Origin of the sequence: Aeromonas sp. R9-2, assembly GCF_040908025.1 — a bacterium.
Taxonomy (GTDB): Bacteria; Pseudomonadota; Gammaproteobacteria; order Enterobacterales; family Aeromonadaceae; genus Aeromonas; species Aeromonas veronii.
On sequence record NZ_JBFOCX010000025.1, the window covers coordinates 187,258 to 211,833 of the forward strand.

General features: G+C 59.5%; 21 protein-coding genes. 12 read left to right on the plus strand and 9 right to left on the minus strand.

Going from position 1 to position 24,576, the window contains the following annotated elements; translation table 11 throughout:
• Positions 1-78: 78 nt before the first annotated feature.
• Both AB5Y71_RS13225 and tyrA read left to right on the plus strand, forming a co-directional pair.
• A complete protein-coding gene (locus AB5Y71_RS13225) occupies positions 79-1,152 on the plus strand; it encodes a 3-deoxy-7-phosphoheptulonate synthase (RefSeq protein ID WP_021231016.1) in 1,074 nt (357 codons plus the stop codon).
• Between the two features lie 134 nt (positions 1,153-1,286).
• Positions 1,287-2,414 (plus strand): bifunctional chorismate mutase/prephenate dehydrogenase, encoded by a 1,128-nt coding sequence (gene tyrA / locus AB5Y71_RS13230; protein ID WP_368171771.1) that lies wholly within the window; start codon positions 1,287-1,289, stop codon positions 2,412-2,414.
• 160 nt (positions 2,415-2,574) lie between these two features.
• Here tyrA and AB5Y71_RS13235 read toward each other — a convergent pair whose 3' ends face one another.
• The 4 genes from AB5Y71_RS13235 to dapB all read right to left on the minus strand — a co-directional run bounded on the left by AB5Y71_RS13235 (position 2,575) and on the right by dapB (position 9,892).
• The gene (locus tag AB5Y71_RS13235) at positions 2,575-3,726 is read right to left on the minus strand and encodes a DUF1615 domain-containing protein (RefSeq protein WP_042056536.1); all 1,152 of its coding nucleotides are present in this window, start codon (positions 3,724-3,726) and stop codon (positions 2,575-2,577) included.
• Between the two features lie 301 nt (positions 3,727-4,027).
• Positions 4,028-7,252: a carbamoyl-phosphate synthase large subunit gene (carB, locus tag AB5Y71_RS13240; RefSeq protein WP_005337626.1), complete on the minus strand. Its 3,225-nt coding sequence runs from the start codon at positions 7,250-7,252 to the stop codon at positions 4,028-4,030.
• Between the two features lie 20 nt (positions 7,253-7,272).
• Positions 7,273-8,409, minus strand: a complete 1,137-nt coding sequence (gene carA, locus AB5Y71_RS13245; protein WP_005361585.1) for a glutamine-hydrolyzing carbamoyl-phosphate synthase small subunit — start codon at positions 8,407-8,409, stop codon at positions 7,273-7,275.
• 670 nt (positions 8,410-9,079) lie between these two features.
• On the minus strand, positions 9,080-9,892 hold the full coding sequence (dapB, locus tag AB5Y71_RS13250) for a 4-hydroxy-tetrahydrodipicolinate reductase (RefSeq protein WP_005347132.1): 813 nt from the start codon (positions 9,890-9,892) through the stop codon (positions 9,080-9,082).
• Positions 9,893-10,165: 273 nt separating this feature from the next.
• Here dapB and AB5Y71_RS13255 point away from each other — a divergent pair, with 273 nt between their 5' ends.
• The 5 genes from AB5Y71_RS13255 to serA all read left to right on the plus strand — a co-directional run bounded on the left by AB5Y71_RS13255 (position 10,166) and on the right by serA (position 16,100).
• Positions 10,166-11,146, plus strand: a complete 981-nt coding sequence (locus tag AB5Y71_RS13255; protein WP_368171772.1) for an alpha/beta hydrolase — start codon at positions 10,166-10,168, stop codon at positions 11,144-11,146.
• 438 nt (positions 11,147-11,584) lie between these two features.
• Positions 11,585-12,919: a Na+/H+ antiporter NhaC family protein gene (locus AB5Y71_RS13260; RefSeq protein WP_042056531.1), complete on the plus strand. Its 1,335-nt coding sequence runs from the start codon at positions 11,585-11,587 to the stop codon at positions 12,917-12,919.
• Between the two features lie 212 nt (positions 12,920-13,131).
• A complete protein-coding gene (locus AB5Y71_RS13265) occupies positions 13,132-13,728 on the plus strand; it encodes a 5-formyltetrahydrofolate cyclo-ligase (RefSeq protein ID WP_368171773.1) in 597 nt (198 codons plus the stop codon).
• Positions 13,729-13,889: 161 nt separating this feature from the next.
• Positions 13,890-14,543: a ribose-5-phosphate isomerase RpiA gene (gene rpiA / locus AB5Y71_RS13270; protein WP_005353106.1), complete on the plus strand. Its 654-nt coding sequence runs from the start codon at positions 13,890-13,892 to the stop codon at positions 14,541-14,543.
• A 324-nt stretch (positions 14,544-14,867) separates the two neighbouring features.
• The gene (serA, locus tag AB5Y71_RS13275) at positions 14,868-16,100 is read left to right on the plus strand and encodes a phosphoglycerate dehydrogenase (protein WP_005337639.1); all 1,233 of its coding nucleotides are present in this window, start codon (positions 14,868-14,870) and stop codon (positions 16,098-16,100) included.
• Between the two features lie 81 nt (positions 16,101-16,181).
• On the opposite strand, the gene AB5Y71_RS13280 is transcribed toward serA, so the two are convergent.
• The gene (locus AB5Y71_RS13280; RefSeq protein ID WP_005337641.1) at positions 16,182-16,562 is read right to left on the minus strand and encodes a diacylglycerol kinase; all 381 of its coding nucleotides are present in this window, start codon (positions 16,560-16,562) and stop codon (positions 16,182-16,184) included.
• 144 nt (positions 16,563-16,706) lie between these two features.
• On the opposite strand from AB5Y71_RS13280, the gene AB5Y71_RS13285 reads away from it, so the two are divergent.
• Both AB5Y71_RS13285 and aac(6') read left to right on the plus strand, forming a co-directional pair.
• The gene (locus AB5Y71_RS13285; RefSeq protein ID WP_139464052.1) at positions 16,707-17,771 is read left to right on the plus strand and encodes a 3-deoxy-7-phosphoheptulonate synthase; all 1,065 of its coding nucleotides are present in this window, start codon (positions 16,707-16,709) and stop codon (positions 17,769-17,771) included.
• 6 nt (positions 17,772-17,777) lie between these two features.
• Positions 17,778-18,236 carry an aminoglycoside 6'-N-acetyltransferase gene (gene aac(6'), locus AB5Y71_RS13290; RefSeq protein ID WP_368171774.1) on the plus strand — a complete coding sequence of 153 codons (459 nt, stop codon included), beginning with the start codon at positions 17,778-17,780 and terminating at the stop codon, positions 18,234-18,236.
• Positions 18,237-18,257: 21 nt separating this feature from the next.
• Here aac(6') and AB5Y71_RS13295 read toward each other — a convergent pair whose 3' ends face one another.
• The 3 genes from AB5Y71_RS13295 to AB5Y71_RS13305 all read right to left on the minus strand — a co-directional run bounded on the left by AB5Y71_RS13295 (position 18,258) and on the right by AB5Y71_RS13305 (position 20,957).
• The gene (locus AB5Y71_RS13295; protein ID WP_368171775.1) at positions 18,258-19,055 is read right to left on the minus strand and encodes an ATP-binding cassette domain-containing protein; all 798 of its coding nucleotides are present in this window, start codon (positions 19,053-19,055) and stop codon (positions 18,258-18,260) included.
• 65 nt (positions 19,056-19,120) lie between these two features.
• A complete protein-coding gene (gene btuC / locus AB5Y71_RS13300) occupies positions 19,121-20,128 on the minus strand; it encodes a vitamin B12 ABC transporter permease BtuC (protein WP_042056519.1) in 1,008 nt (335 codons plus the stop codon).
• A gap of 97 nt (positions 20,129-20,225) precedes the next feature.
• On the minus strand, positions 20,226-20,957 hold the full coding sequence (locus AB5Y71_RS13305; RefSeq protein ID WP_368171776.1) for a substrate-binding periplasmic protein: 732 nt from the start codon (positions 20,955-20,957) through the stop codon (positions 20,226-20,228).
• A 112-nt stretch (positions 20,958-21,069) separates the two neighbouring features.
• On the opposite strand from AB5Y71_RS13305, the gene AB5Y71_RS13310 reads away from it, so the two are divergent.
• Both AB5Y71_RS13310 and tapW read left to right on the plus strand, forming a co-directional pair.
• Entirely contained in the window at positions 21,070-21,426 is a 357-nt protein-coding gene (locus AB5Y71_RS13310) for a DMT family protein (protein WP_005337656.1), read from the plus strand.
• A 57-nt stretch (positions 21,427-21,483) separates the two neighbouring features.
• The gene (tapW, locus tag AB5Y71_RS13315; protein ID WP_005361600.1) at positions 21,484-22,623 is read left to right on the plus strand and encodes a type IVa pilus ATPase TapW; all 1,140 of its coding nucleotides are present in this window, start codon (positions 21,484-21,486) and stop codon (positions 22,621-22,623) included.
• Positions 22,624-22,716: 93 nt separating this feature from the next.
• Here tapW and AB5Y71_RS13320 read toward each other — a convergent pair whose 3' ends face one another.
• The gene (locus tag AB5Y71_RS13320; RefSeq protein ID WP_124928988.1) at positions 22,717-23,166 is read right to left on the minus strand and encodes an isoprenylcysteine carboxylmethyltransferase family protein; all 450 of its coding nucleotides are present in this window, start codon (positions 23,164-23,166) and stop codon (positions 22,717-22,719) included.
• A 173-nt stretch (positions 23,167-23,339) separates the two neighbouring features.
• On the opposite strand from AB5Y71_RS13320, the gene alr reads away from it, so the two are divergent.
• Complete coding sequence (gene alr, locus AB5Y71_RS13325) at positions 23,340-24,566, plus strand: alanine racemase (protein WP_088869323.1); 1,227 nt, start codon at positions 23,340-23,342, stop codon at positions 24,564-24,566.
• Positions 24,567-24,576: the final 10 nt, after the last annotated feature.

Below are 24,576 nucleotides of genomic sequence, written 5' to 3' on the forward strand. Positions count from 1 at the left end.
TTGCGTAACAAAGCAGGTACCAACGTAAACATATCGGTACAATCGCTTTTAGCTTAATACAGTAGAGAGAATGAAATCATGCAAAGAGACCCCCTGAACAACATCCACATCCAGTCCGAACAAGTGATGATCACGCCTGCCCAGCTCAAGGAGAAGTTACCCATCTCCGACAAGGCGCTGGCATTCGTGCAAGGGGCCCGCAATACCATCGCCGACATCATTCACCGTCGCGATCACCGGCTGCTGGTGATCTGTGGTCCCTGCTCCATCCACGACATGGACGCCGCCAAAGAGTACGCAACCAGACTCAAAGCGCTGCATGATGCCTATCAGGACTCTCTCTACATTGTCATGCGGGTCTACTTTGAAAAGCCGCGCACCACGGTCGGCTGGAAAGGCTTTATCAACGACCCCAATCTGGATGGCACCTTCGATGTGGAGCTGGGGCTTCATCGTGCCCGCGAGCTGCTCTGCTGGCTGGCGGAGCTGGAGTTGCCGCTGGCTACCGAAGCGCTCGACCCCATCAGCCCGCAATACCTGGCCGAGCTCTTCTCCTGGTCAGCCATCGGCGCCCGCACCACCGAATCCCAGACCCACAGGGAGATGGCGTCCGGCCTCTCCATGCCGGTCGGCTTCAAGAACGGCACCGACGGCAACCTGGGGACTGCCATTAATGCGCTGCAAGCGGCCTCCTCCCCTCACGCCTTTATGGGGATCAACCAGCAGGGCCAGGTTGCGCTGCTGCAGACCCAGGGCAACCCGGATGGCCACGTGATCCTGCGCGGCGGCAAACATCCCAACTATGACTCGGTCAACGTGTCACTGGCGGAAGAGGCGCTGGAGAAAGCGGGCCTGCTGCCGAGCCTTGTGGTGGATTGCAGCCACGGCAACTCCAGCAAGGATCACCGTTTGCAGCCCAAGGTGGCCGACAACGTCATCCACCAGATCCAGGAGGGCAACCGCTCCATCATCGGGGTGATGCTCGAATCCAACCTGTTCGAGGGAAACCAGTCCAGCGAGCAGCCCAAGGAGCAGATGCGCTACGGGGTCTCCATCACAGATGCCTGCATCGACTGGGACACCACCGCTACCCTGCTGGCCCGCTGCCACAACCAGCTGGCTGACCCTCTCAAGGGCAGAACTGCACGGTAAGCCGTGGTATCTTGTCGTAACCTATTGAACAATCGAGGTATCACCGCTGGTGGCATCAAACCGCTCATGCCGTGATACCTTGTTGCATCTTGATTTTCAGGGCGTCGCCGCTGCGGCGCCAGCAGGGACTGGATATGGCTGAAGAGTTGAATGTACTCAGGGACAAGATAGATGCGGTGGACAAGCAGCTGATCGATCTGCTTGCCGCCCGTCTGGCCCTGGTGGGAGAAGTGGGTGAGGTAAAGAGCCGCCACGGCCTGCCCATCTATGCACCGGACAGGGAAGCGAGCATGTTGGCCCGCCGCCGCGCCGAGGCCGAGCAGTTGGGGGTGCCCGGCGATCTCATCGAAGACGTGCTGCGCCGGGTGATGCGCGAATCTTATGCCAGCGAGAAAGATACCGGCTTCAAATGCATAAAGCCGGACCTTGGCAAGGTGGTCATCATCGGCGGTCAGGGCCAGCTTGGCCGCTTGTTCGGCCATATGTTCAGCCTCTCAGGCTATCGGATCGAGACGCTGGAACAAGCCGACTGGCCGCGCGCTGACGAGCTCCTCGCCGGAGCCGGTCTGGTGATGGTGGCGGTGCCCATCGATATCACCTGCCAGATCATCGACCACCTCGGCAACCTGCCCGCCCACTGCCTGCTGGTCGATGTCACCAGCGTGAAAGCAGCGCCGCTTGAACATATGCTGGCGGTGCACCAAGGGCCGGTACTGGGACTGCACCCCATGTTCGGGCCGGATGTGGCGAGTCTCGCCAAGCAGGTGATCGTCTGCTGCCAGGGTCGTGACCCCGCCGCCAGCCAATGGCTGCTGGATCAGATGACCATCTGGGGCGCCCGCTTGCAGCAGGTGGAAGCCAAGGCCCACGATGAGGCGATGACCCTCATTCAGGCACTGCGTCACTTCGCCACCTTTGCCTATGGCTGGCACCTCTCCCGGGAGCAGGCCAATCTGGATCGCCTGCTGAGTTTGAGCTCTCCCATCTACCGGCTGGAGCTCGCCATGGTGGGGCGGCTGTTCGCTCAGGATCCCCACCTCTATGCCGACATCATTTTGTCGTCACCGCAGAATCTGGCGATGATCCGTCGCTACTACCAAAACTTCGGCGAAGCGCTGGGGCTGCTGGAGCGGGGGGACAGGGACGGCTTCATCGAGGCCTTCTCGCAAGTTTCCGGTTTCTTCGGCGAACATGCCGACCAGTTCCTGCGTGAAAGCCGCATGCTACTGGCCCAGGCCAACGACCGCCGCCAACACGGCTAATCCTGCAAAAGTAGTAACAACTCATGCCACTCGGAAGGAGCCGCCACCGTTCATGACTGGATGCGAGCCAAAGATCTCCATTGGAAGGGGCGATTAAGCGTGCGGGTTGCCATTAACAATGGCAACCCGCTTTGCAACTAGTCTCGAAGCAAACCCAGTCCTACCTAATCGTCGCCATCTGCCGCACGCATCGCTGCTCCCTGTCATCCACCCGCTTGGCAAACCAGGCGGTGGTGAGGTTGCGGGTAATTTTCGGGCTCTTTAGCTGAATGCCGGGCAGGATGGCGCGGGGCAGTCGCTTGCCCGCTTGCTTGTCGGCCAGGGTAAAGATGCGATGGTATAGATCGGTCTCGGCAAATTCGGCAGTATCCCCTTTGCGCAGACTCTGGTGGATCGCCTGTTTGCTCATATTGACCCGGTTGGCGAGGGTGTAGACGGCAAGCTCGGTGTTGCCCGGCAGATCCGAGTCATAGCGGATCAGATCCCCGTCCAGCGCCAGAGTTTTGCCACTCAGGCGGCTGACGGCGGCCTGAAAGGCGGCATTGCGACTGGCGTACCAGCCGGCGTTGAAATCGGCAAAGCGGTAGAGGGTATCCGGGTAGTCGGCGGGATAACCGAAGATATGTTTGGTGCCAAACCAGATGCCGCCGCGACGGGTAAAGACTTCGTGGCGGATGGAATCCTTGATTGGATAGGGGTAGCCACGGGCGTTGGCCTCGGCAAAGGCGATGCTCACCTGCATCGGGCCGCCTGTATGCACCGGGTTGAGATTGCCAAACAGCGTCTTGCCCATCGGCAGCATGCTGATCATGTCTTCGAAGATTTCACTCATCTCCCGCTCGGTACGCAACTTGTCGATCCGCTCGGCGTAGCTCTTGCCGGTGGGCGAGTTGATGGAGAGCGCGGCCCGCACCATAAATTCGGGGATCAGCAGCTTGGCTGCCCGTGAGTTGATCTCTTTCCAGGCGATCTTGCCAAGACCCGGCACCACGGGGTCGGCCTGATAAGTGGCTTCCTGCTCCGCCACCGCCAGCACGCTACAGACATTGTGATCATTGACCGTCACCCCCTGGGTGGTGAGCGCCGTCACCACGTCGTTGGCCCACCCCTGTTTGTCAGGCACCTGACGGGGCAAGAAGCGCACGATGCGGCTCTTCATATCCGCCGGTTTGCGCGGCTGCATGGCAGGCGGCGTTTTGGGGTTGCTCACGCTCACCTCTTTGGCAGGCGCGGAGGCGGGATCACTGGCACAACCGGCCAGCAACAAGGCAGAGCAGAAGGCAAGAAGACGACAGGAAGGCAAAGCGGTCATAAGCATGTCCATTTTTTGTAGGCCCTACAGGCAGCGCCGCTGGCACTGCACTGACAAGCAAAGTGGGGCCATTGTAGAGGATTGCCTGCCGCAGTTGAAACCCGCGCTCGCAGCATCCCCTCCCCTTGCCAGTTTTTGCCACCCCACGCGCCATCCGTTGTCTGCGATGCGGAACTCATGACCTTCTTCAAGGATTCACCCGGCCCGAACCGAACGGTGAGCGCCTGATAAAAAGAAACCCCCGCCATCGCTGGCGGGGGTTGGTCGTCTGGCAAGGCGGGCAGATGCCCGCTGCAAACTCTTAGCGGTTTTTCACCTTCTGGTGCAGCTCCTGCACCGAGTTGACGTTGGCGGTGGCATCCACACTGATGGCCATGCAGGTGGCAAACGCCTCGTTCATGGTGGTGGTATACGCCACTTTGTTTTGCAAGGCGGCGCGACGCAGCTGCTTGGAGTCCTGGATCGCCACCCGCCCTTCGGCGGTGTTGACGATGTAGGTGTACTCGCCATTCTTGATGCGGTCGAGAATGTGCGGGCGACCTTCGTGCACCTTGTTGACCAGACGCGGGTTGATGCTCGCCTCACCCAGCGCGACGGCGGTGCCGTGAGTGGCATCCAGCTCGTAGCCCAGCTCCAGCAGCTTGGCGGCCAAGTCGACCACCTGCGCCTTGTCGCTGTGACGCACTGACAAGAGGGCACGCCCCTCTTTCGGTACGGCGTGGTTGGCACCCAGCTGCGCCTTGGCATAGGCCTCGGCAAAGCTGCTGCCCACACCCATTACCTCACCTGTGGAGCGCATCTCCGGCCCCAGCAGCGGGTCAACCCCCGGGAACTTGGCGAACGGCAGTACCACCTCTTTCACCGAGTAGTAGGGCGGGATGATCTCTTTGGTGAAGCCCTGTTCTTGCAGCGACTGACCGGCCATCACACGGGCGGCAATCTTGGCCAGCGGAGCACCGGTCGCCTTGGAGACAAACGGCACGGTACGGGCGGCACGCGGGTTCACCTCGATAAGGTAGATGTCATCGCCCTTGACCGCGAACTGCACGTTCATCAGGCCGATAACGCCGAGCTCCAGCGCCAGCTTGCGCACCTGCTCGCGGATCTCGTCCTGAATTTTCTTGGACAAGGTATAGGGAGGCAGGGAGCAACCGGAGTCACCGGAGTGGATACCGGCCTGCTCGATGTGCTCCATGATGCCGCCGATGACCACATCGGTGCCGTCGCAGATGGCATCCACGTCCAGCTCGGTCGCATCGTCCAGGAAGCGGTCCAGCAGTACCGGCGATTCGTTGGAGACGCTTACCGCCTCGGCGAAGTAGCGACGCAGATCCTGCTCGTCATAGACGATTTCCATGGCGCGGCCACCCAGCACGTAGGAGGGGCGAACCACCAGCGGGTAGGTGATACGCTCGGCCAGCAGCACGGCCTGCTCCAGCGCGGTGACGGTGCCGTTTTCCGGCTGCTTGAGGCCGAGGCGCTCGACGGCAGACTGGAAGCGCTCGCGGTCTTCGGCGCGGTCGATGGCATCCGGGCTGGTACCGATGATCGGCACGCCGTTGGCTTCCAGTGCACGGGCCAGTTTCAGCGGGGTCTGGCCACCGTACTGAACGATGACGCCCTTGGGTTTTTCGATGCGCACGATTTCCAGCACATCTTCCAGGGTCACCGGCTCGAAGTAGAGACGATCGGAGGTGTCGTAATCGGTGGAGACGGTCTCCGGGTTGCAGTTGACCATGATGGTCTCGTAACCGTCTTCGCGCAGGGCCAGCGCCGCGTGCACGCAGCAGTAGTCGAACTCGATACCCTGACCGATACGGTTCGGGCCGCCGCCGATGATCATGATCTTGTCGCGGTTGCTCGGGGCCGCTTCGCACTCCTCGTCATAGCTGGAGTACATGTAGGCGGTGTTGGTGGCGAACTCGGCGGCGCAGGTATCTACCCGCTTGTAGACCGGGAAGATGTTGTGGCGGGCGCGCAGTTTGCGCACTTCCCCTTCGGCCACGCCGAGGATCTTGGCCAGACGGGCATCGGCAAAGCCTTTGCGCTTGAGGGCACGCAGGAAGTCGGCATCGAGACCGGCCATGCCGCGCTCTTTCACCTCTTCTTCCAGTTTCACCAGGTCTTCAATCTGTACCAGGAACCAGGGGTCAATCTTGGTCAGCTTGAAGATGCCATCCATGGAGAGACCGGCGCGGAATGCATCGGCGATGTAGAAGATACGGTCGCTACCTGCATCCTGCAGCTCGTGACGGATGCGGGTCAGGGAGTCCGGGGCATTGAGGTCAACCATGGGGTCGAAACCGGTTTTGCCGGTCTCGAGGCTGCGCAGCGCCTTGTGCAGGGACTCCTGGAAGTTGCGGCCGATGGCCATCACTTCACCGACCGACTTCATCTGGGTCGTCAGACGGTCGTTGGCACCGGCGAATTTTTCGAAGTTGAAGCGCGGTACCTTGGTGACCACGTAGTCGATGGCCGGCTCGAAGGAGGCCGGAGTGCGACCGCCGGTGATATCGTTCATCAGCTCGTCGAGGGTGTAACCGATGGCGAGCTTGGCGGCGATCTTGGCGATGGGGAAACCGGTCGCCTTGGAGGCCAGCGCAGAGGAGCGCGACACCCGCGGGTTCATCTCGATGATGACCATGCGGCCATCTTTCGGGTTGATACCGAACTGGACGTTGGAGCCGCCGGTCTCGACACCGATCTCGCGCAGTACCGCCATGGAGGCGTTGCGCATCAGCTGGTACTCCTTGTCGGTCAGCGTCTGGGCTGGCGCGACCGTGATGGAGTCACCGGTGTGGATACCCATGGGGTCGAAGTTTTCGATGGCGCAGACGATGATGCAGTTGTCGTTGCGATCCCGCACCACTTCCATCTCGTACTCTTTCCAGCCGATCAGCGACTCGTCGATGAGCAGCTCTTTGGTCGGCGACAAGTCCAGACCGCGCTCGCAGATCTCGACGAACTCTTCGGTGTTGTAGGCGATACCGCCACCGGAGCCACCCATGGTAAAGGAGGGACGGATGATGCAGGGGAAGCCGACCATCTGCTGCACGCCCCACGCCTCTTCCATGTTGTGGGCGATGCCGGCACGCGGGCACTCCAGGCCAATGCTGCGCATCGCCTTGTCAAAACGGGAGCGGTCTTCGGCCTTGTCGATGGCATCGGCGGTGGCACCGATCATCTCGACACCGAACTCGGCCAGCACGCCATGCTTCTCCAGTGCCAGTGCACAGTTGAGCGCAGTCTGGCCACCCATGGTGGGCAGGATGGCGTCCGGGCGCTCTTTCTTGATGATTTCGCGCACGACTTCCCAGGTGATGGGCTCGATGTAGGTGGCGTCTGCCATCTCCGGGTCGGTCATGATGGTGGCCGGGTTGGAGTTGACCAGAATAACGCGGTAACCCTCCTCGCGCAGGGCTTTGCACGCCTGGGCGCCGGAGTAGTCAAATTCGCAGGCTTGGCCGATGACGATGGGGCCAGCGCCGAGGATCAGGATGCTCTGAAGGTCATTACGTTTTGGCATGAAACTCTTTCCTCTATTTCTTAGGCGCGATACTGCTTAATCAATTCAATAAAGTGGTCAAAGAGACCGGCACAGTCGTGCGGGCCCGGGCTCGCTTCGGGGTGCCCCTGGAAGCTGAAGGCCGGACGGTCGGTGCGATGGATACCTTGCAGGGAACCATCGAACAGGGAGACGTGGGTGGCGCGCAGGCAATCCGGCAGGCTGTTCTCGTCTACCGCAAAGCCGTGGTTCTGAGCGGTGATCATGACGGTGTTGTCATCGAGGCTCTTCACCGGATGGTTGGCGCCGTGGTGGCCAAACTTCATCTTGACGGTCTTGGCACCGGAGGCCAGACCCAGCAGCTGGTGACCCAGACAGATGCCGAATACCGGCGTGTTGGTATTAAGGAAAGCCTTGATGGCCTCGATGGCGTAGTCGCACGGCTCGGGGTCGCCGGGGCCGTTGGAGAGGAAGATGCCATCCGGATTCATCGCCAGTACCTCGGCGGCCGGGGTCTTGGCCGGTACCACAGTCAGGCGGCAGCCGCGGTCAACCAGCATCCGCAGGATGTTGCGCTTGACGCCAAAGTCATAGGCCACCACGTGGTATTTCAGCTGGTCGGCATCCGGGGTGACATGCCCCTTGCCAAGCTGCCAGCTCCCGGTCGTCCAGTTGTACGCTTCACCAACCGTCACCTCTTTGGCCAGATCCATTCCCTTCAAACCTGGGAAGGCGCGGGCCTGTTCGAGGGCATAGGCTTCATCGACCTGTTTCCCGGCCAGAATGCAGCCAGCCTGAGCGCCTTTCTCGCGCAGGATGCGGGTCAGTTTACGGGTGTCGATGTCGGCGATGCCAACGATGTTGTGAGACTTGAGGTATTCGGAGAGGGATTGCTGATTGCGGAAATTGGAGGCAAGTATCGGAAGGTCCCGGATGATCAATCCCTGAGCATGGATCTGACTGGACTCTTCATCTTCGCTGTTGGTGCCGGTGTTGCCTATATGGGGGTAAGTGAGGGTGACTATCTGACGGGAATAAGAGGGATCGGTGAGGATTTCCTGATAGCCCGTCATCGACGTATTGAAAACCACTTCACCAACGGAACATCCCTCGGCGCCTATCGACACGCCTTTGAACACAGTTCCATCTTCCAGCACTAGCAATGCAGTGTGATTCAAGACAACCTCCAGTTATTTAGCTTTAAATTCAGCAATTTACCTGGGTGTTGCGGGCTCGGTTCCGGTCTTGGACAGGACTCGAACCCGGCAGATTTCTGGCAAATTGGGCGCATTCTACTTAAAAAAAGTGGCATTTCAACGTCTTTTCTCAGATGAAATGCATCTAAATTCAATAAAAAAGCAACATTACCCATTATCTATGCACTTAATCGCTTTGCAACCCCCTCCCGCGAAAGAAAAGGAAAAACCACCATCAAAAGATGCTACCAAGCCAGCAATAACGACAAAAACAAACAAAAAAACCAATTAAAACAATGGTTTTTATTTTTACACAAAAAGCATTAATGACAAATTTAACGCTTTTACGATGACAAGAGTGAACATGAAAAATGGAAAACGTTTTTCTGTGCTTGAATTTTTAGTCTTTTCCAGTTCGTGTAAAAAAATGGCTTTATCCGCCATAAAGATGCTCAAATCTGTTACCTGGTGATGACATTCAGGAAGGAAAAATCTGGCGGATAACGCAATAGTGTGATTTATAAGGAGTTCAGTTAAAAATTGCAGGCAGCGTGTCTTTTTACACAAAATCTGGCTGACTGACAGCAAAAACCCCGGCAAGCCGGGGTTTTTCACTGGGGTAGCAGTAGTACGAAAGTGCCGCTCAGAGGCATCACTTGAGATTGAGCACATCCTGCATGTCATAAAGACCGGCCCCCTGCTGACCAAGCCACTTGCCCGCCCGCACAGCACCGTTGGCGAAGGTCAGGCGGCTGGAGGCCTTGTGGCTGATCTCCACCCGCTCGCCGATATCGGCAAACATGACGGTATGCTCCCCCACCAGATCGCCGGCGCGAATGGTGGCAAAGCCGATAGTGTTGCGATCCCGCTCGCCAGTGATCCCCTCGCGACCATAGACGGCGCACTCCTTGAGATCCCGGCCCAGCGTTTTGGCGACCACTTCCCCCATGGAGAGCGCAGTACCGGATGGCGCATCCACCTTGTGGCGATGGTGGCCCTCGATGATCTCGATGTCGGTGTAATCCCCCATCACCTTGGCGGCCTGCTCCAGCAGCTTGAACACCAGGTTGACCCCGACCGAGTAGTTGGAGGCGAACACGATACCGATCTGCTTGCCCGCCTCTTTCAGGGCGGCCTTGCCTGCATCGTCAAAACCGGTGGTGCCGATCACCATCTGCTTGTGGTGGGCCAGCGCAAAGGCCAGATTGGCAAGGGTCACCTCGGGGCGGGTGAAGTCGATGATGAGATCAAACTCATCGCGCACCTTGTCCAGACTATCGCTGATGGCCACGCCCAGATGGCCCAGCCCATTGAGCTCACCGGCATCAAGGCCGATCACCGCCGAACCCGGCCGCTCCAGCGCGGCACCGACCACTACGCCATCGGTGTTGGTGATGGCCTCCAGCAGCACCTTGCCCATACGACCATTACAGCCCATCACGGCCACACGGATCGGATTGTCCATCTCCACCCTCTCATCTCTTTTAATTATGGAAAGAGACCGTTTTACCAGCCCGCGCCGGGTTTGAAAAGCCATGATGCCACCACTCCTTGCTGCGCTCTCCAACGGCAGCGCACACTGGCTGGCCAAGAACTTCCTTTTGGTCACAGGCCGTTTTTCATCGTCTCACTCCATCATTTGGCAGACCGGGTGCCATCTGATAGGTTCGAACGAGTGAAATGCCAGCATAAGCAAAATCAGGGCAACGCCCGTGTCGATATCAAACGAGGTGCAAGGATGAGCGCAGGATTGCTGTTTGCTGTGGGGTTGATATCACTGACCCTGGTCATGCTGGCCGCGGCTCTGCTGTTTGGCGGGCCGAGTCCGGCACCGGCGATGGCCAGCATCAACGACCCTTTCAAGGGGAGTGGCTGGAGCAGCATGCCACCCCTCTCAAGATACCCGGCGCGTGACGGCACGCAGCTGGCCTATCGGCACTATGGCGCAGAGGGCAATACGAAGAACAACAAGGTCAAGGGCAGCGTGGTACTGGTTCACGGCTCTTCTGCCAGCAGTCAGAGCATGCACAAGATGGCGAGCGCCTTTTCGCAAGCGGGATACGACGCCTACGCCCTCGATATTCGCGGCCATGGCGCATCGGGCGACAAAGGCACCATTGCCTACATCGGCCAGCTTGAAGACGACCTGGAAGATTTCATCAAGTCGGTAGCCCCCGACAAGCCTGCAACACTCGTCGGCTTCTCGTCAGGGGGTGGCTTTGTGCTGCGCGTTGCTGGCAGCACGCGACAAACCCTGTTCGAGAGCTATCTGCTGCTCTCCCCCTATCTTGGCCCCACCGCCGCCAACTACCGGCCCAACAGCGGTGGCTGGGTGCGTATCGGCTTGCCTCGCCTCATCGCCCTGAGCATCCTCAACGGTTTCCATATTTCCGCACTCAACCATCTGACCGTGCTGAACTTTGCCCTCAATGATGAGGCGAAATCCCTGCTGACCCCCTCCTACTCCTTCAACCTTGCTTCGAACTTTCAGCCGGAGCGCGACTATCAGCAAAACATACGCAATGTGCAACGCCCCTGCGCCGTGATCGCGGGTGCAAATGACGAAGCCTTTCAAACAGATCAACTTGAACCTGAGTTAAGACGTCTCGGCATCTCCTGGCCTGTCACCCTGCTGCCCGGTATTGGCCACATTCCGCTGACGCTGGAACAGGATGCTCTCGCGACAGCCGTTCAGGCGGTGGAGAAACTGACACAGTAACCACACAGCCCAGGTCTTGTGTCCACGCGTTCTGGAAATATCCGTACCATGCTCACGTAGAGATAGAGAGAGGTGCGGCTGACGTTTGGCAGCGGGAGAAATCCCCAAGATTGCATGCAGAGATCTTATCGTTTCCCTCTTTCCTTATTAAAGGCACGCGATACCCCCAGATACCCGCGGACTGTGCCAGAACAGTAATGAATAATAAACAGCACTAACTTCTTTTTCCGAATATTATTTTGATATCTCAATAACACCAGAATCATCAAACAAAAACACCTATCCATCTGGACGTCTATCTTGACCAGGCGATGTTGACTCACTACTGTGGGCACCCCAATGCGGCAGGATGCCCGCCCTGTTTTCCCCCTATCCCTATCCGATACAGGTACAAAGCAGTTTATGACAGGAGGTCATTGTTCAATTTCAGAGGAACACATGATCCAGATCCAACCCAGTGCCAGGGCCTTGTTGCCACTTCTGGTTTTTCTCGCACTCTTTATCGGTACCGGTACCTGGCTGACCCTGCAGGGGGTCGAATTCGCCTTCTATCAGCTGCCCGCTCCGGTTGCTGCCCTGCCTGCGGTGATGCTCGCCCTGCTGCTTGGCAAAGAGAGCTTCAACAGCAATCTGGAGACCTTCTTCAAGGGGGTTGGCCACAGCAATATCATGGCGATGTGCCTTATCTATCTGCTGGCGGGCGCCTTTGCCAGCGTGGCCAAGGCCACCGGCGGGGTTGATGCTACTGTGGCGCTGGGTCTCTCCCTCATTCCCGGCTGGGCGCTGTTGCCCGGGCTGTTCCTCATCTCTGCCTTTATTGCTACCGCTATGGGCACCTCCATGGGCACCATAGGTGCCGTGGCGCCGGTCGCGCTGGGCGTGGCGCAGGCGGCCGGTATCGATCCGGTGCTGATGGCAGGTACCATTCTCTCCGGCGCCATGTTTGGCGATAACCTCTCCATCATCTCCGACACCACCATAGCGGCCACCCGCAGTCAGGGGTGCGAAATGAAGGATAAGTTCCGCGAGAACTTCAAGATTGCCGCCCCTGCCGCCATCGCAGTGATCCTGCTCTATCTGACCCTGGGGTCAGTGGGTGAATCCCCTGCCAGCGGCAGCGCCATCGAGCTGTTCAAGGTGATGCCTTATCTGCTGATCCTGGGGCTGGCGCTCGCCGGAGTGAATGTGTTTGTGGTGCTGGGGATCGGCATTCTGGCCGCCGGAGTGGTAGGCATGATCAACGGCTACGCCATCGGTCAGTTCAGCAAGGATATCTATCAGGGCTTTACCGGCATGCAGGAGATCTTCCTGCTCTCCATGCTGATCGGCGGCCTCGGCGCCCTGATGGAGCGTCAGGGTGGTCTGGCCTGGATCAGTGAGCGCATCAGCGCCCTGATTGCCCGTTTCACTCGCGAGCACAATGGTGAACAGAACGAGAAAGCCGCCGAGCTCGGCATCGCCGGGGTGGTGAGCCTCACCAACCTGTGCACCGCCAACAACACGGTGGCTATTATCGTCGCCAGCAAGGTAGCCCGGGATCTGGCCGAACACCACGGTGTCACCCCGCGCCGAGCCGCCTCCATGCTCGATATTTTCTCCTGCGTGGTACAGGGTCTGATCCCTTGGGGCGCACAGGCGCTGCTGCTGGGATCCATCTTCGCCCTGTCGCCGTTGGCGGTAGTAAGCATGAGTTTCTACCCGATGGCACTCGCGGTAGCGGCACTCATTGCAGTGTTTGTGAAGCACCAGATGCGCGGCAAAGCTGACAAGTAACAGACCAGAGGCTGGCGCGCCGACATGCTGTCAACAGGGGCCACACCCTGGCCCTTGTTGACTCACTATCGGACCCGCCAGCATTTATCCCACCGTCCCGGGCATCAACCGTCCGGGGCGGGAGTTCCCCTGTTCCCCTTAACGTCAAGAGTGAATGTGCTAAGGTAGAGCGCGTTCAAGCCATCGATGCGCAGCTATACCAGAGGTTCCCCATGCATGAGTCCCAACCCGAACGTCAATCCCTGCGCCAACTGGTTCGTCAACGCCGCAAAAATCTGAGTCCGGCCGAGCAGCAAGCGGCGGCCCAACAGCTGCTGGCCCAGTTCAAGCAACACCCCGAGATCCTCGCCGCCAAACGCATTGCCCTCTATCTGGCCAATGACGGGGAGATCAACCCCTTGCCCACCATCCATTGGCTGTGGGCCCAGCACAAAGAGGTCTACCTGCCGGTGATCCACCCCTTTACCCCGGGTCACCTGCTCTTTTTGCGCTATACCGCCACCAGCCCCATGGTACGCAACCGCTACGGCATCGAAGAGCCGGAGCTGGATATCCTGCAGGTGGTGCCCCACAGCACGCTCGATCTTATCTGCACCCCGCTGGTTGCCTTCGATGCCCAGGGTAATCGCCTTGGCATGGGGGGCGGCTACTACGATCGCACTCTCGCCATCTGGCATGAGCACAAGCTGGGGCCCAAGCCGCTCGGCATTGCCCACGACTGCCAGCAGGTGGATGCGGTCCCGCAAGAGGAGTGGGATGTGCCGCTGCCCCAGATCATCACTCCGAGCCACTGCTGGCGCTTTGAATAAGCTGTTTTTGGCAGGCAGCCCCTGCTTTGTGCGCGCAAACGCAGAATAATCAGGTAAACGATTTACAAAGTCCCTCTTTTTGCCCCGGAACGTGAGCAACAAGGTCGCGACGGGGTACCGGGTTGGATATAATGCGCCCGCTTTTTTCTTAAGGAACGATCATGACTCAAGATGAAATGAAGAAGGCGGCCGGTTGGGCTGCGCTCAAGTATGTGGTTCCCGGCACCATCGTCGGGGTGGGCACCGGCTCTACCGTCAACCACTTTATCGACGCGCTGGCGACCATGAAGGACGAGATCAAGGGGGCGGTATCCAGCTCCGTGGCCTCTACCGAGCGCCTCAAGGGCTTCGGCATCACCGTATATGATCTCAACGAGATCGACGCCCTCTCCGTCTATGTGGATGGCGCCGACGAGATCAACGCAACCCGCGACATGATCAAGGGCGGTGGCGCAGCCCTGACCCGCGAGAAGATCGTTGCCGCCGTAGCTGACAAGTTCATCTGCATCATCGACAACACCAAGACCGTCGACGTGCTGGGCCAGTTCCCGCTGCCGGTGGAAGTGATCCCGATGGCCCGCGAATACGTGGCCCGCGAAATTCGCAAACTGGGTGGCAACCCGGTGTGGCGTGAAGGGGTGGTCACCGACAACGGCAACCACATTCTGGATGTAAAAGGCATGGCCATTACCGACGCCAAGGCGTTAGAAGTACGACTGAACGCCATCGTTGGCGTGGTCACCAACGGCCTGTTCGCCGCACGCGGCGCCGACGTGGTCCTGATCGGTACGCCGGACGGCGTGATTACCCAGTAATCCCGACACCGGTAGCACAGTGCAGCGGTATTCTCCCTCGCCCGCCAGCGCCACTCTGCAACCTCTGACGCAGCAGCGGCGTTGATTGAGCCCTAGGATGGGATATGACCCAAACATTGCACTGTGAATAAATGACGGCGCCTGATGGCGCCGTTTTTATTTATCCCTCAACAAGTTGCATACGGATGTTTACAACATTCGTTGATAACTTCAAAGAATTTGACTTTCGTCACAAATATTCCCTCTCCCAAACGTTTTTGCTACTTTACGGTTTTCTTCGCACACCAAATCTGCACTTACGTTTGCACATACAGAGGGATCGTCATGACTGCCAAGTTTTCGTTGGACAAGGATAAAATCAAGGTTCTGCTGCTGGAGGGGGTTCACCCCAACACCGTAGAGACCTTTCGTGCCGCAGGTTACACCAGTGTGGAGTATCTCAAGACCTCGCTCTCCGAAGAGGAGCTGATCGAGCAGATCCGCGACGTCCATTTCATCGGGCTGCGCTCCCGCACCCAGATCACCGAGAAAGTCCTCGACGCCGCCAACAAGCTGGTCGCCATCGGCTGTTTCTGCATCGGTACCAACCAGGTCGAGCTGGAAGCGGCCCAGATCCGCGGTATTCCGGTCTTCAACGCCCCCTTCTCCAACACCCGTTCGGTCGCCGAGCTGGTACTGGGCGAGATCCTGCTGCTGCTGCGCGGCATCCCCGAGAAAAACGCCAAGTGCCATCGCGGCGTGTGGGAAAAACTGGCCAACCGCTCGGTGGAAGCGCGCGGCAAGAAGCTCGGCATCATCGGCTACGGCCACATCGGTACCCAGCTTGGCATCATCGCCGAAAGCATCGGCATGAAGGTTTATTACTACGATATCGAGAACAAGCTCTCGCTGGGTAACGCCATTCAGGTGCCGAGCATGGTCGAGCTGCTCAATATGTCTGACGTCATCAGCCTGCACGTGCCGGAGACAGCCTCCACCAAGAACATGATCGGTGCAGAGCAACTGCGGATGATGAAACCGGGCGCCATCTTCATCAACGCCGCCCGCGGTACCGTGGTGGATATCGATGCGCTGGCTGACGTCATCAAAAGCGGCCATATCGCCGGCGCCGCCATCGACGTCTTCCCGGTCGAGCCCAAGTCCAATGACGAGGAGTTCCAAAGCCCGCTGCGTGGGCTGGAGAACGTCATCCTGACCCCGCACATCGGTGGCACCACCCATGAAGCGCAGGAGAACATCGGGCTGGAAGTGGCCAACAAGCTGGTCAAATACTCCGACAATGGCTCCACCCTCTCTGCCGTCAACTTCCCGGAAGTGTCGCTGCCGGGCCACAAGGGCTCCAGCCGCCTGCTGCACATTCACCGCAACCAGCCGGGCGTGATGAACCAGATCAACCAGATCTTCGCCGAAGAGGGGATCAACATCGCCGGTCAATACCTGCAGACCAGCAGCCATATCGGTTACGTGGTGATCGACGTGGAGACCGAGCACAGCGAGAAGGCGCTCGCCAAGCTCAAGGAGATCAACGGCACTATCCGTGCCCGCATCCTCCACTGATAAACCCTTATCTGCGCAGCAAAAAGCCCGTCGTGATGACGGGCTTTTGTATGAAGCAGAACCTCAAAGCAGCGTGATGGCTTACCACCACCCCAACAGGTTGCGGCCTACCAGCGCCCCCCACACCAGGGCATTAAGGGCCAGCGCGATAAAGACGGCGGCAGAGCCCAAATCCTTGGCGCGACCGGAGAGCTCATGATGCTCGGAGCCAACCCGGTCTACCACAGCTTCGATGGCTGAGTTGAGGATCTCGACGATCACCACCAGCCAGCTGATGACGATAAGCAGCAGGATCTGGTTGAGGGAATCCCCCAGCCAGAAGGCCAGCGGCATCAGCAACAGGATCAGCATCAGCTCCTGCCGAAACGCCGCCTCGTTAATCCAGGCTGACTTGAGCCCCTTCATGCTGTAACCGGTTGCATTGATGATGCGGGTGACCCCGGTTGCCCCTGGCTTTGCCACGCTATCTACCTCATTTGGAATCGATTTTGGCCTCACATCCTATCAGAGCCCCCCAAGGTTTCAATCGGTGGACTTTTGCTTTATTTTATCTCTTTGCTTTTTCGCCCCTTGCGGCTGACACCACCCACTCGAGACTTGAGTTGTATGTCCATTCACACAGATGAATTGCGCACCCGTCGCCTGGAGTCACTGATCACTCCGAGCGAGCTTGCACACGCGTTTCCGATCACCGATACCATTGCCCAGAATCTGCTGGATGCCCGTCGCGAAGTGGAAGCCATTCTGGCCGGAGACGATCAGCGCCTGCTGGTCATTGTCGGCCCCTGCTCTATCCATGATCCCGCTGCTGCTCGCGAGTATGCCCAGCGCCTCAACGCCCTGCGCGAGCAGTATAAAGAGAGCCTCTGCATCGTGATGCGCACCTATTTCGAGAAGCCGCGCACCATCGTCGGCTGGAAAGGGCTCATCAACGATCCGCGCCTCGATGGCAGCTTCGACGTCAACGAAGGGCTGAAACTGGCGCGCAAACTGCTGGTCGACATCAACGAGATCGGCATGCCCACCGCCACCGAATTCCTCGATATGGTGACCGGCCAGTATATTGCCGACCTCATCACCTGGGGCGCCATCGGCGCACGTACCACCGAATCCCAGGTACACCGCGAGATGGCTTCGGCCCTCTCCTGCCCGGTTGGCTTCAAGAACGGTACCGACGGCAATACCCGCATCGCCATCGATGCGGTGCGCGCCGCCCGTCACAGCCACATCTTCTATTCGCCGGACAAGGACGGCAAGATGACCATCTACCGCACCGCCGGTAACCCCTTTGGTCATGTGATCCTGCGTGGCGGCCACCGCCCCAACTACGACACCGCCAGTGTCGATGAAGCGTGTGAAGCGTTGGCCGATGTGGGCCTGCCGGAGCGTCTGGTGGTCGATTTCAGCCACGGCAACAGCATGAAGGATCACCGCCGTCAGCTGCTGGTGGCGCAAGATATCTGCGATCAGCTGCGCCGCGGCCGTACCGGCATCGCCGGCATCATGGCCGAAAGCTTCCTGGTGGAAGGGCGTCAGGATGTGGAGAACGGCTGCGCCGCCACCTTCGGCCAGAGCATCACAGATGCCTGTCTGTCATGGAACGACACCGAAACCCTGCTGGCGATGCTGGCAGAGGCTGCACTGGTACGCCTTGCCAAGCGGCAAGCCTGAGCCCCGATGACGAGTATCGGCTGGCAGATAGTCCCCCTCGACGAGACGCTGCTGGCGCAGTGGGCAACCCTGCGCCAGCAGCTGTGGCCGCACCACGCACTTTCGGCCCACCTGCAGGAAGGGGTTGAGATGTTGGCCAATGCACATCTCAACGCCTTTCTGGCGCTGGATGAGCAGAGTCAGGCGGTAGGCTTTGCCGATGCAACCCTGCGCCACGATTACGTGAATGGCTGCAACAGCAGCCCTGTGATGTATCTGGAAGGGGTCTATGTGCAACCGGCCTCGCGCCAGCGTGGGGTGGCCCAAGCCTTGATCGCTCAGGTGGCGCAGTGGGGCCGCGAGCTGGGTTGCCGGGAACTGGCCTCCGATGCCGCCATCGACAATCTTGACTCGCAGCAGATGCACCAACAACTCGGCTTTGCCGAAACGGAGCGAGTCGTATTCTTCAAAAAGGCCCTCGGCTGACGCCAGGGCCTTGCTTGTTTCTCACAAACTGGGCATAAACCAGACCCGGCCGCCCGCCTCGATGCGCTCGGTCTTTATCTGGAACACCTGCGCCAGCAGCGCCTCATCCACCAGCTCGACACCCCCTTCGCGCACCACCGCGCCCCCTTGCAGGCAGAGAATGCTGTCGGCCCAGTCGATGGCCAGATTGATATCGTGGATGGCGAGCACCACCAGCAAGCCCTGCCCGGCCAAGGTTTTCAGCAAGCGCAATAGCGCCAGCTGGTGATGCAGGTCGAGCCCCGCCAGCGGCTCGTCCAGCAGCAGCACCTTGCCGGTCGGATTGAGGCTCGGCCACACCTGCAGCAGGGTGCGGGCAATCAGCACCCGCTGCTGCTCGCCCCCCGACAACCGGCTGAAGTCACGAGCCAGCAAGGCTTCCAGCTCCAATGCCTCGCACAATGCATTTATCGCCTCGTTCTGTCTGGCAGGTGCAACCATCTCATCGAGCCCCAGGCTCAACACCTGAAACACCGGAATATGAAACAGCTGGGGCTGACGCTGGGGCAGCATGGCGCGCCGTTTGGCAAGCTCAGGCCAACTCATGTCAGTAAGCACTTCCCCCCCCAGCAGCACTGTGCCATCGGCGGGTAAAATCCCCGCCAGCGCCCCGAGCAGGGTCGACTTGCCACTGCCATTGGGGCCAAGCAGCGCCACCAACTGGCCGCCATGCCAGCGGATATCCAGGGGAGAGAGCCGTCCGGCAATGGCGAGTGCGCGCGCCTCCAGCAGCGGCGCAGCAGCACGAGAAGAAACCGGCATGGGATCAGCGGGTGACATCGGTATCTTGCCTCAACAACGGGTAAATAAGGAGACTGCGCACCCCGACCAAATCATGCAGATATTTATGCAGCACCATCGGCAGTTTGCCTCAATAGCAGATAGATAAAGAGCGGCGCCCCCACCGAGGCGGTGATGACGCCGATAGGCAACTCCCCCGCGCTCAGGGTGGATCGAGCAACCAGATCGGCCGCCAGCAGCAGGGCCCCGCCGCCAAGCGCCGAAGCAGGCAGCAGAAAGCGCTGATCGCTGCCACCGCAGAGCCGCAGCAGATGGGGCACCACCAACCCGACAAAACCGATGACGCCGCACAACGACACCGCCACACCGGTCAGCAGACAGACCGCCAGCACCAGCCGCACCCGCATCTTGTCGACATCCATCCCCATCAGGCGGGCCTGGGTCTCCCCCAGCAGCAACTGTTGCAGCGCCTTGCCCTGCCAGCAGAGCCAACCCAGGGTGAGCGGCAGCACCAGCCACCACCAGCCGAACTGCTGGCTGCCGTAAGAGAGGCTCCCCATCATCCAGAACATGAATTCACGCAAGGAGCCGTCGTCGGCAAAGTACATCAGCCAGGTCATGGCCGCATTGGTGAGGATGCCGATGGCCACCCCAAACAACAGCAAGCGAGCATGACCGAGACGCGCCCGGCGAGCCAGCCGAATGAGCAGCATGGTCACCAGCAGGGCGCCACCAAAGGCCGCCAGCGACAGCCCCCAGCCGGGCAGATAGAAGCCGAGGGACTTGGCCACCGCCATCGCCACCATGGCGGCAAGGCCAGCGCCGCTTGAAACGCCAAGCAGCCCGGGTTCGGCCACCGGGTTGTGCAGCATCACCTGCAACACGGCGCCGCCACAGGCGAGCGCCGCCCCTGCCAAAAGCGCCAGCAGGGCGCGCGGCAGACGCAGCTCCAGCAAGATGCGCTGTTCGAGATCGCCAAGGGGCTGCCAGGGCAGCAGTACAAACTCGCCCCAGACGAGGGAGAAGAGAAACAGCAGCAAGGTCAGCAGCGTCAGGCCACTGAGCCAGCGCCGCTGCCAGCGCTGCTGGCGGGCGATAAGGGAGAGGTACAAGGATGATCCCCGAATAACAAGGCTTCCCCCCGGCCCTGTCGCAGCGCCGGGGGAGAAGCAGGAAAAGGGCATGATAACAGTGGCTTGCCACCCAAGGTCAAGGCTGGTAACGCTTTGCCATCCCCCTTATCTCGCCGCTGGCCACCAGATTTTGCAGCGCCACCAGCAAGGGCTGGCGCAGTGACTGGTGAGGTGAGTGTTTGCTCATCCCCAGATAGAGGGTCACCGGCGTGGCGGGGCGGTAGTCCGCCTTGCCTATCCGGCTGGCATTTCCCTGACTCAGGGCATAGTCCACCTGACAGTCGGTGCCAATCATCAGCGGCAGGTGACCGCGCTGCACCATGCGCAGCAGCTGATCTTCGGTGGGTACTCCGTGCTTGTCGAGGCGGCTGTCACTGTTGAAGGGCTCAAAGTAGGCGGAGTTGAGCACATAGCCCACCTTCACCCCCTGCAGATCTCGGTATTGGTGGATCCGAGCCACATTGACCGGCTGACCATAAAACGCGGGCCAGCACTGGTAGTAGGCAGGCTGCAGATAGTCGATGAACTGCGCCCGCTCGGCGGTATAGGCGAGGCCAATCATCAGATCGACCTGACCGGTCTGCATCTGCTTGAGCGCCCTGCCCCACGGCATCCGCCGTACCTGCAACTCAATGCCGCTCGCCTGTTGCAACCGGCGCAGGATGTCCATGTCGAGCCCCTGCAACCGGCCATCCGCTTGCAGGATGCGAAATGGTGGCCACAGATCAGTGGCTACCGTCAGCGTCGGGGCCGCACGCACCGGCATGGCAAATAACAGTAACAACACTATCCCGCATAACTTGCCCATCCCGTCGCATACCTCGCACGGCTTATCCTGTTGGTTAAAAATACCCTCCCGCACCACGTATGAAAACCCGTGGTTCAGGGATAAAATGCGCCGGATTTTCAAGGAGAACCCTATGAACCCGATTTTCACCAGTATCGGTCTGCTGCTCTGCAGCAACGTCTTTATGACCTTCGCCTGGTACGCTCACCTCAAGAGCATGAACCACAAACCCTGGATCATTGCCGCCCTGGTGAGCTGGGGTATCGCCCTGTTCGAATACCTGCTGCAAGTGCCCGCCAACCGCATCGGCCATACGGTGATGAGCGTGGGCCAACTTAAAATCCTGCAAGAAGTGATCACACTCACCGTATTCGTCCCCTTCTCTATCTTCTATCTCAAGGAAGATCTGAAATGGGACTATCTCTGGGCAGGACTCTGCATTCTCGGTGCGGTCTTTTTTGTCTTTCGCGAGAAACTGACCGGCGCCTGAGGCTGTACACTCAATATCATCCCGCTCATGGCATCTCATTGATCGACGAGGCAAAAAATGGAATTGCGAGACATGTTACAGATCCTGGCCAAGCAGGATGGCTCAGACCTCTATCTGTCGACCGGCGCGCCCCCCTGCGCCAAATTTAACGGCGGCCTGCGCCCCCTCAACGAAACACCGCTTGAACCGGGTGAAGTGGCGCGGATCGCCGCCGAGATCATGGATGGCGAGCAGAAGCAGCAGTTCGAGAAGGATCTGGAGATGAACCTCGCCATCTCCCTGCCCCAGATCGGCCGCTTTCGGGTCAACATCTTCAAGCAGCGCAACGAAGTCTCTCTGGTGGCCCGCAACATCAAGACCGACATCCCCCGCTTTGAAGATCTCAAACTCCCGCCGGTGTTGCTCGACACCATCATGGAGAAACGTGGCCTGGTGCTGTTTGTCGGCGGTACCGGCTCGGGTAAATCCACTTCGCTGGCGGCGCTTATCGACCATCGCAACCGCAACAGCGGCGGCCACATCATTACCATCGAGGATCCGGTGGAGTTCGTTCATCGCCACCGCAAGAGCATCATCAACCAGCGGGAGGTTGGCGTGGATACCCGCAGCTTCCACGCCGCCCTGAAAAACACCCTGCGTCAGGCGCCGGACGTCATTCTTATCGGCGAAATTCGCGATCGCGAGACCATGGAGCATGCGCTGGCCTTCTCCGAAACCGGCCACCTTGCCATCTCCACCCTGCACGCCAACAACGCCAACCAGGCGCTGGATCGCATCATCAACTTCTTCCCCGAGGAGCGCCGCCCCCAGCTGCTCAACGATCTGGGCAACAACCTCAAGGCCTTTGTCTCCCAGCGATTGGTGAAAACCACTGATGGCGGCCGCCGGGCCGCGGTGGAGATCATGCTCGGTACCCACACCATCCGCGACATGATCAAGCGCGGTGAATTTGGCGGCCTCAAAGAGGTGATGGAAAAATCCAAGGCCCTCGGCATGGTCACCTTCGACAGCGCCCTGTTTGATCTGGTGGTGGAAGGGGTAATTGAGGAAGAAGAGGCGGTGAAGAACGCCGACTCGGCCAACAACCTGCGCCTCAAGATCAAGCTGTGGAAGGAGAAGGGACAGATTGCCAGCAGCAGCGATGCCACCGGCTGGAGCCTCGAACCCACCAAGGACGAGAAGGGCGATTTTTTCTAACCTGTCCCTCGAGAACCCCGGGCCCGCCCGGGGCTCTCTTTATCCAGCACGGCTGACCCGACTTAGCCCTCCGCTCACGCAGGTCACTGCCAATCAGCACCAACGGCGAACACGCTGGCAATACGCCACATACTCGTCGCCAAAACGGGCGCGCAGCAGCCGCTCCTCCGGCATGATCTGAAAGCGGGTCAGCCAGGCCACCAGCACGATTGGCCCAACCCAGACCCAACTTCCACCGAGATAACAGCCCCAGGCGGCCAGCCAGCAGAGCAAGCCCAGATACATGGGATTGCGGCTGACACGATAGACGCCACAGGTCACCAGACGACTGGTGTGCTGCGGTTTGGTGGGGCTGACCGTGGTCTGGTGGTGACGAAACCGTTGCAGGGCACCAAAGCCCATGATGGCCCCCGCAACTACCAGCATAGCCATCAGCGCCATTGCCCAGATGCCGGGCTGACTCTCCCCTCTTAGCCACCACATGGCCCCGGCACAGAGCAGAAAGATCAGCGGTGGTGGCAAACGTAACTCAAGATTGACCATTTTCTTCCCCTGACGAGTGTCGGCCGAACCCGTGTTGCGGTAGACTCCCAACCAGTCAGCGCCTGTTGAGAGTGACAAAGATCATAATAATAACAACAAGTTGTGGTTAAACCACCACCAATGTGGCCGACCCCGTCCAAACTATCCAACGCGAATAACAAAAAGGAATCACCATGCACAAGAAAACTCTGCTGGCTACCCTGATCTTCGGCCTGCTCGCGGGCCAAGCCGTTGCGGCTCCCTATCTGCCCCTTGCGACGGATCATCGCAACGGCCAGGAGCAAACCGCCAGCAACGCCTGGTTGGAAGTGGATCTGGGCGCCTTTGAGCACAATATCCAGACCCTCAAGGATCGCCTCGGCGACAAGGGCCCGCAAATCTGCGCCATCATGAAGGCCGACGCTTATGGTCATGGCATCGACCTGCTGGTCCCCTCCGTGGTCAAGGCAAATATCCCCTGCATCGGCATCGCCAGCAACGAAGAGGCGCGCGTCGCCCGCGAGAAGGGCTTTACCGGCCGTCTGATGCGGGTGCGTGCTGCCACCCCGGATGAAGTAGAGCAGGCCCTGCCCTACAAGATGGAGGAGCTGATCGGCAGTCTGGTCAGTGCCCAGGGTATCGCCGATATCGCCCAGCGCCACCACACCACCATTCCGGTGCATATTGCACTCAACTCCGCCGGCATGAGCCGCAACGGCATCGACCTGCGTCTGGCCGATGCCAAGCAGGATGCGCTGGCCATGCTCAAGCTAAAGGGGATCACCCCAGTCGGCATCATGACCCACTTCCCGGTGGAGGAGAAAGAGGACGTCAAGATGGGGCTGGCCCAGTTCAAACTGGACTCCCAGTGGCTGCTGGAAGCGGGCAAGCTGGATCGCAGCAAGATCACCATCCACGCCGCCAACTCCTTCGCCACTCTGGCCGTGCCGGACGCCTACTTCGACATGGTGCGCCCGGGCGGCCTGCTCTACGGCGACTCCATCCCCTCCCATACCGAATACAAGCGGGTGATGGCATTCAAAACCCAGGTCGCCTCGGTCAACCACTATGCCGCGGGCAACACCGTCGGTTATGACCGCACCTTTACTCTCAAGCGTGACTCCTGGCTCGCCAACCTGCCGCTGGGCTACTCCGATGGCTATCGCCGCTCCCTGAGCAACAAGGCCTATGTGCTGATCCAGGGTCAGAAGGTGCCGGTGGTCGGCAAGACCTCCATGAACACCATCATGGTGGATGTGACGGATCTGAAAGGGGTGAAACCCGGCGACGAGGTGGTGCTGTTTGGCCGTCAGGGTGACGCCGAAGTGAAACAGGCAGATCTGGAGGAGTACAACGGCGCCCTGCTGGCGGACATGTACACCATCTGGGGCTACACCAACCCCAAGAAGATCAAACGCTGATAACACGATA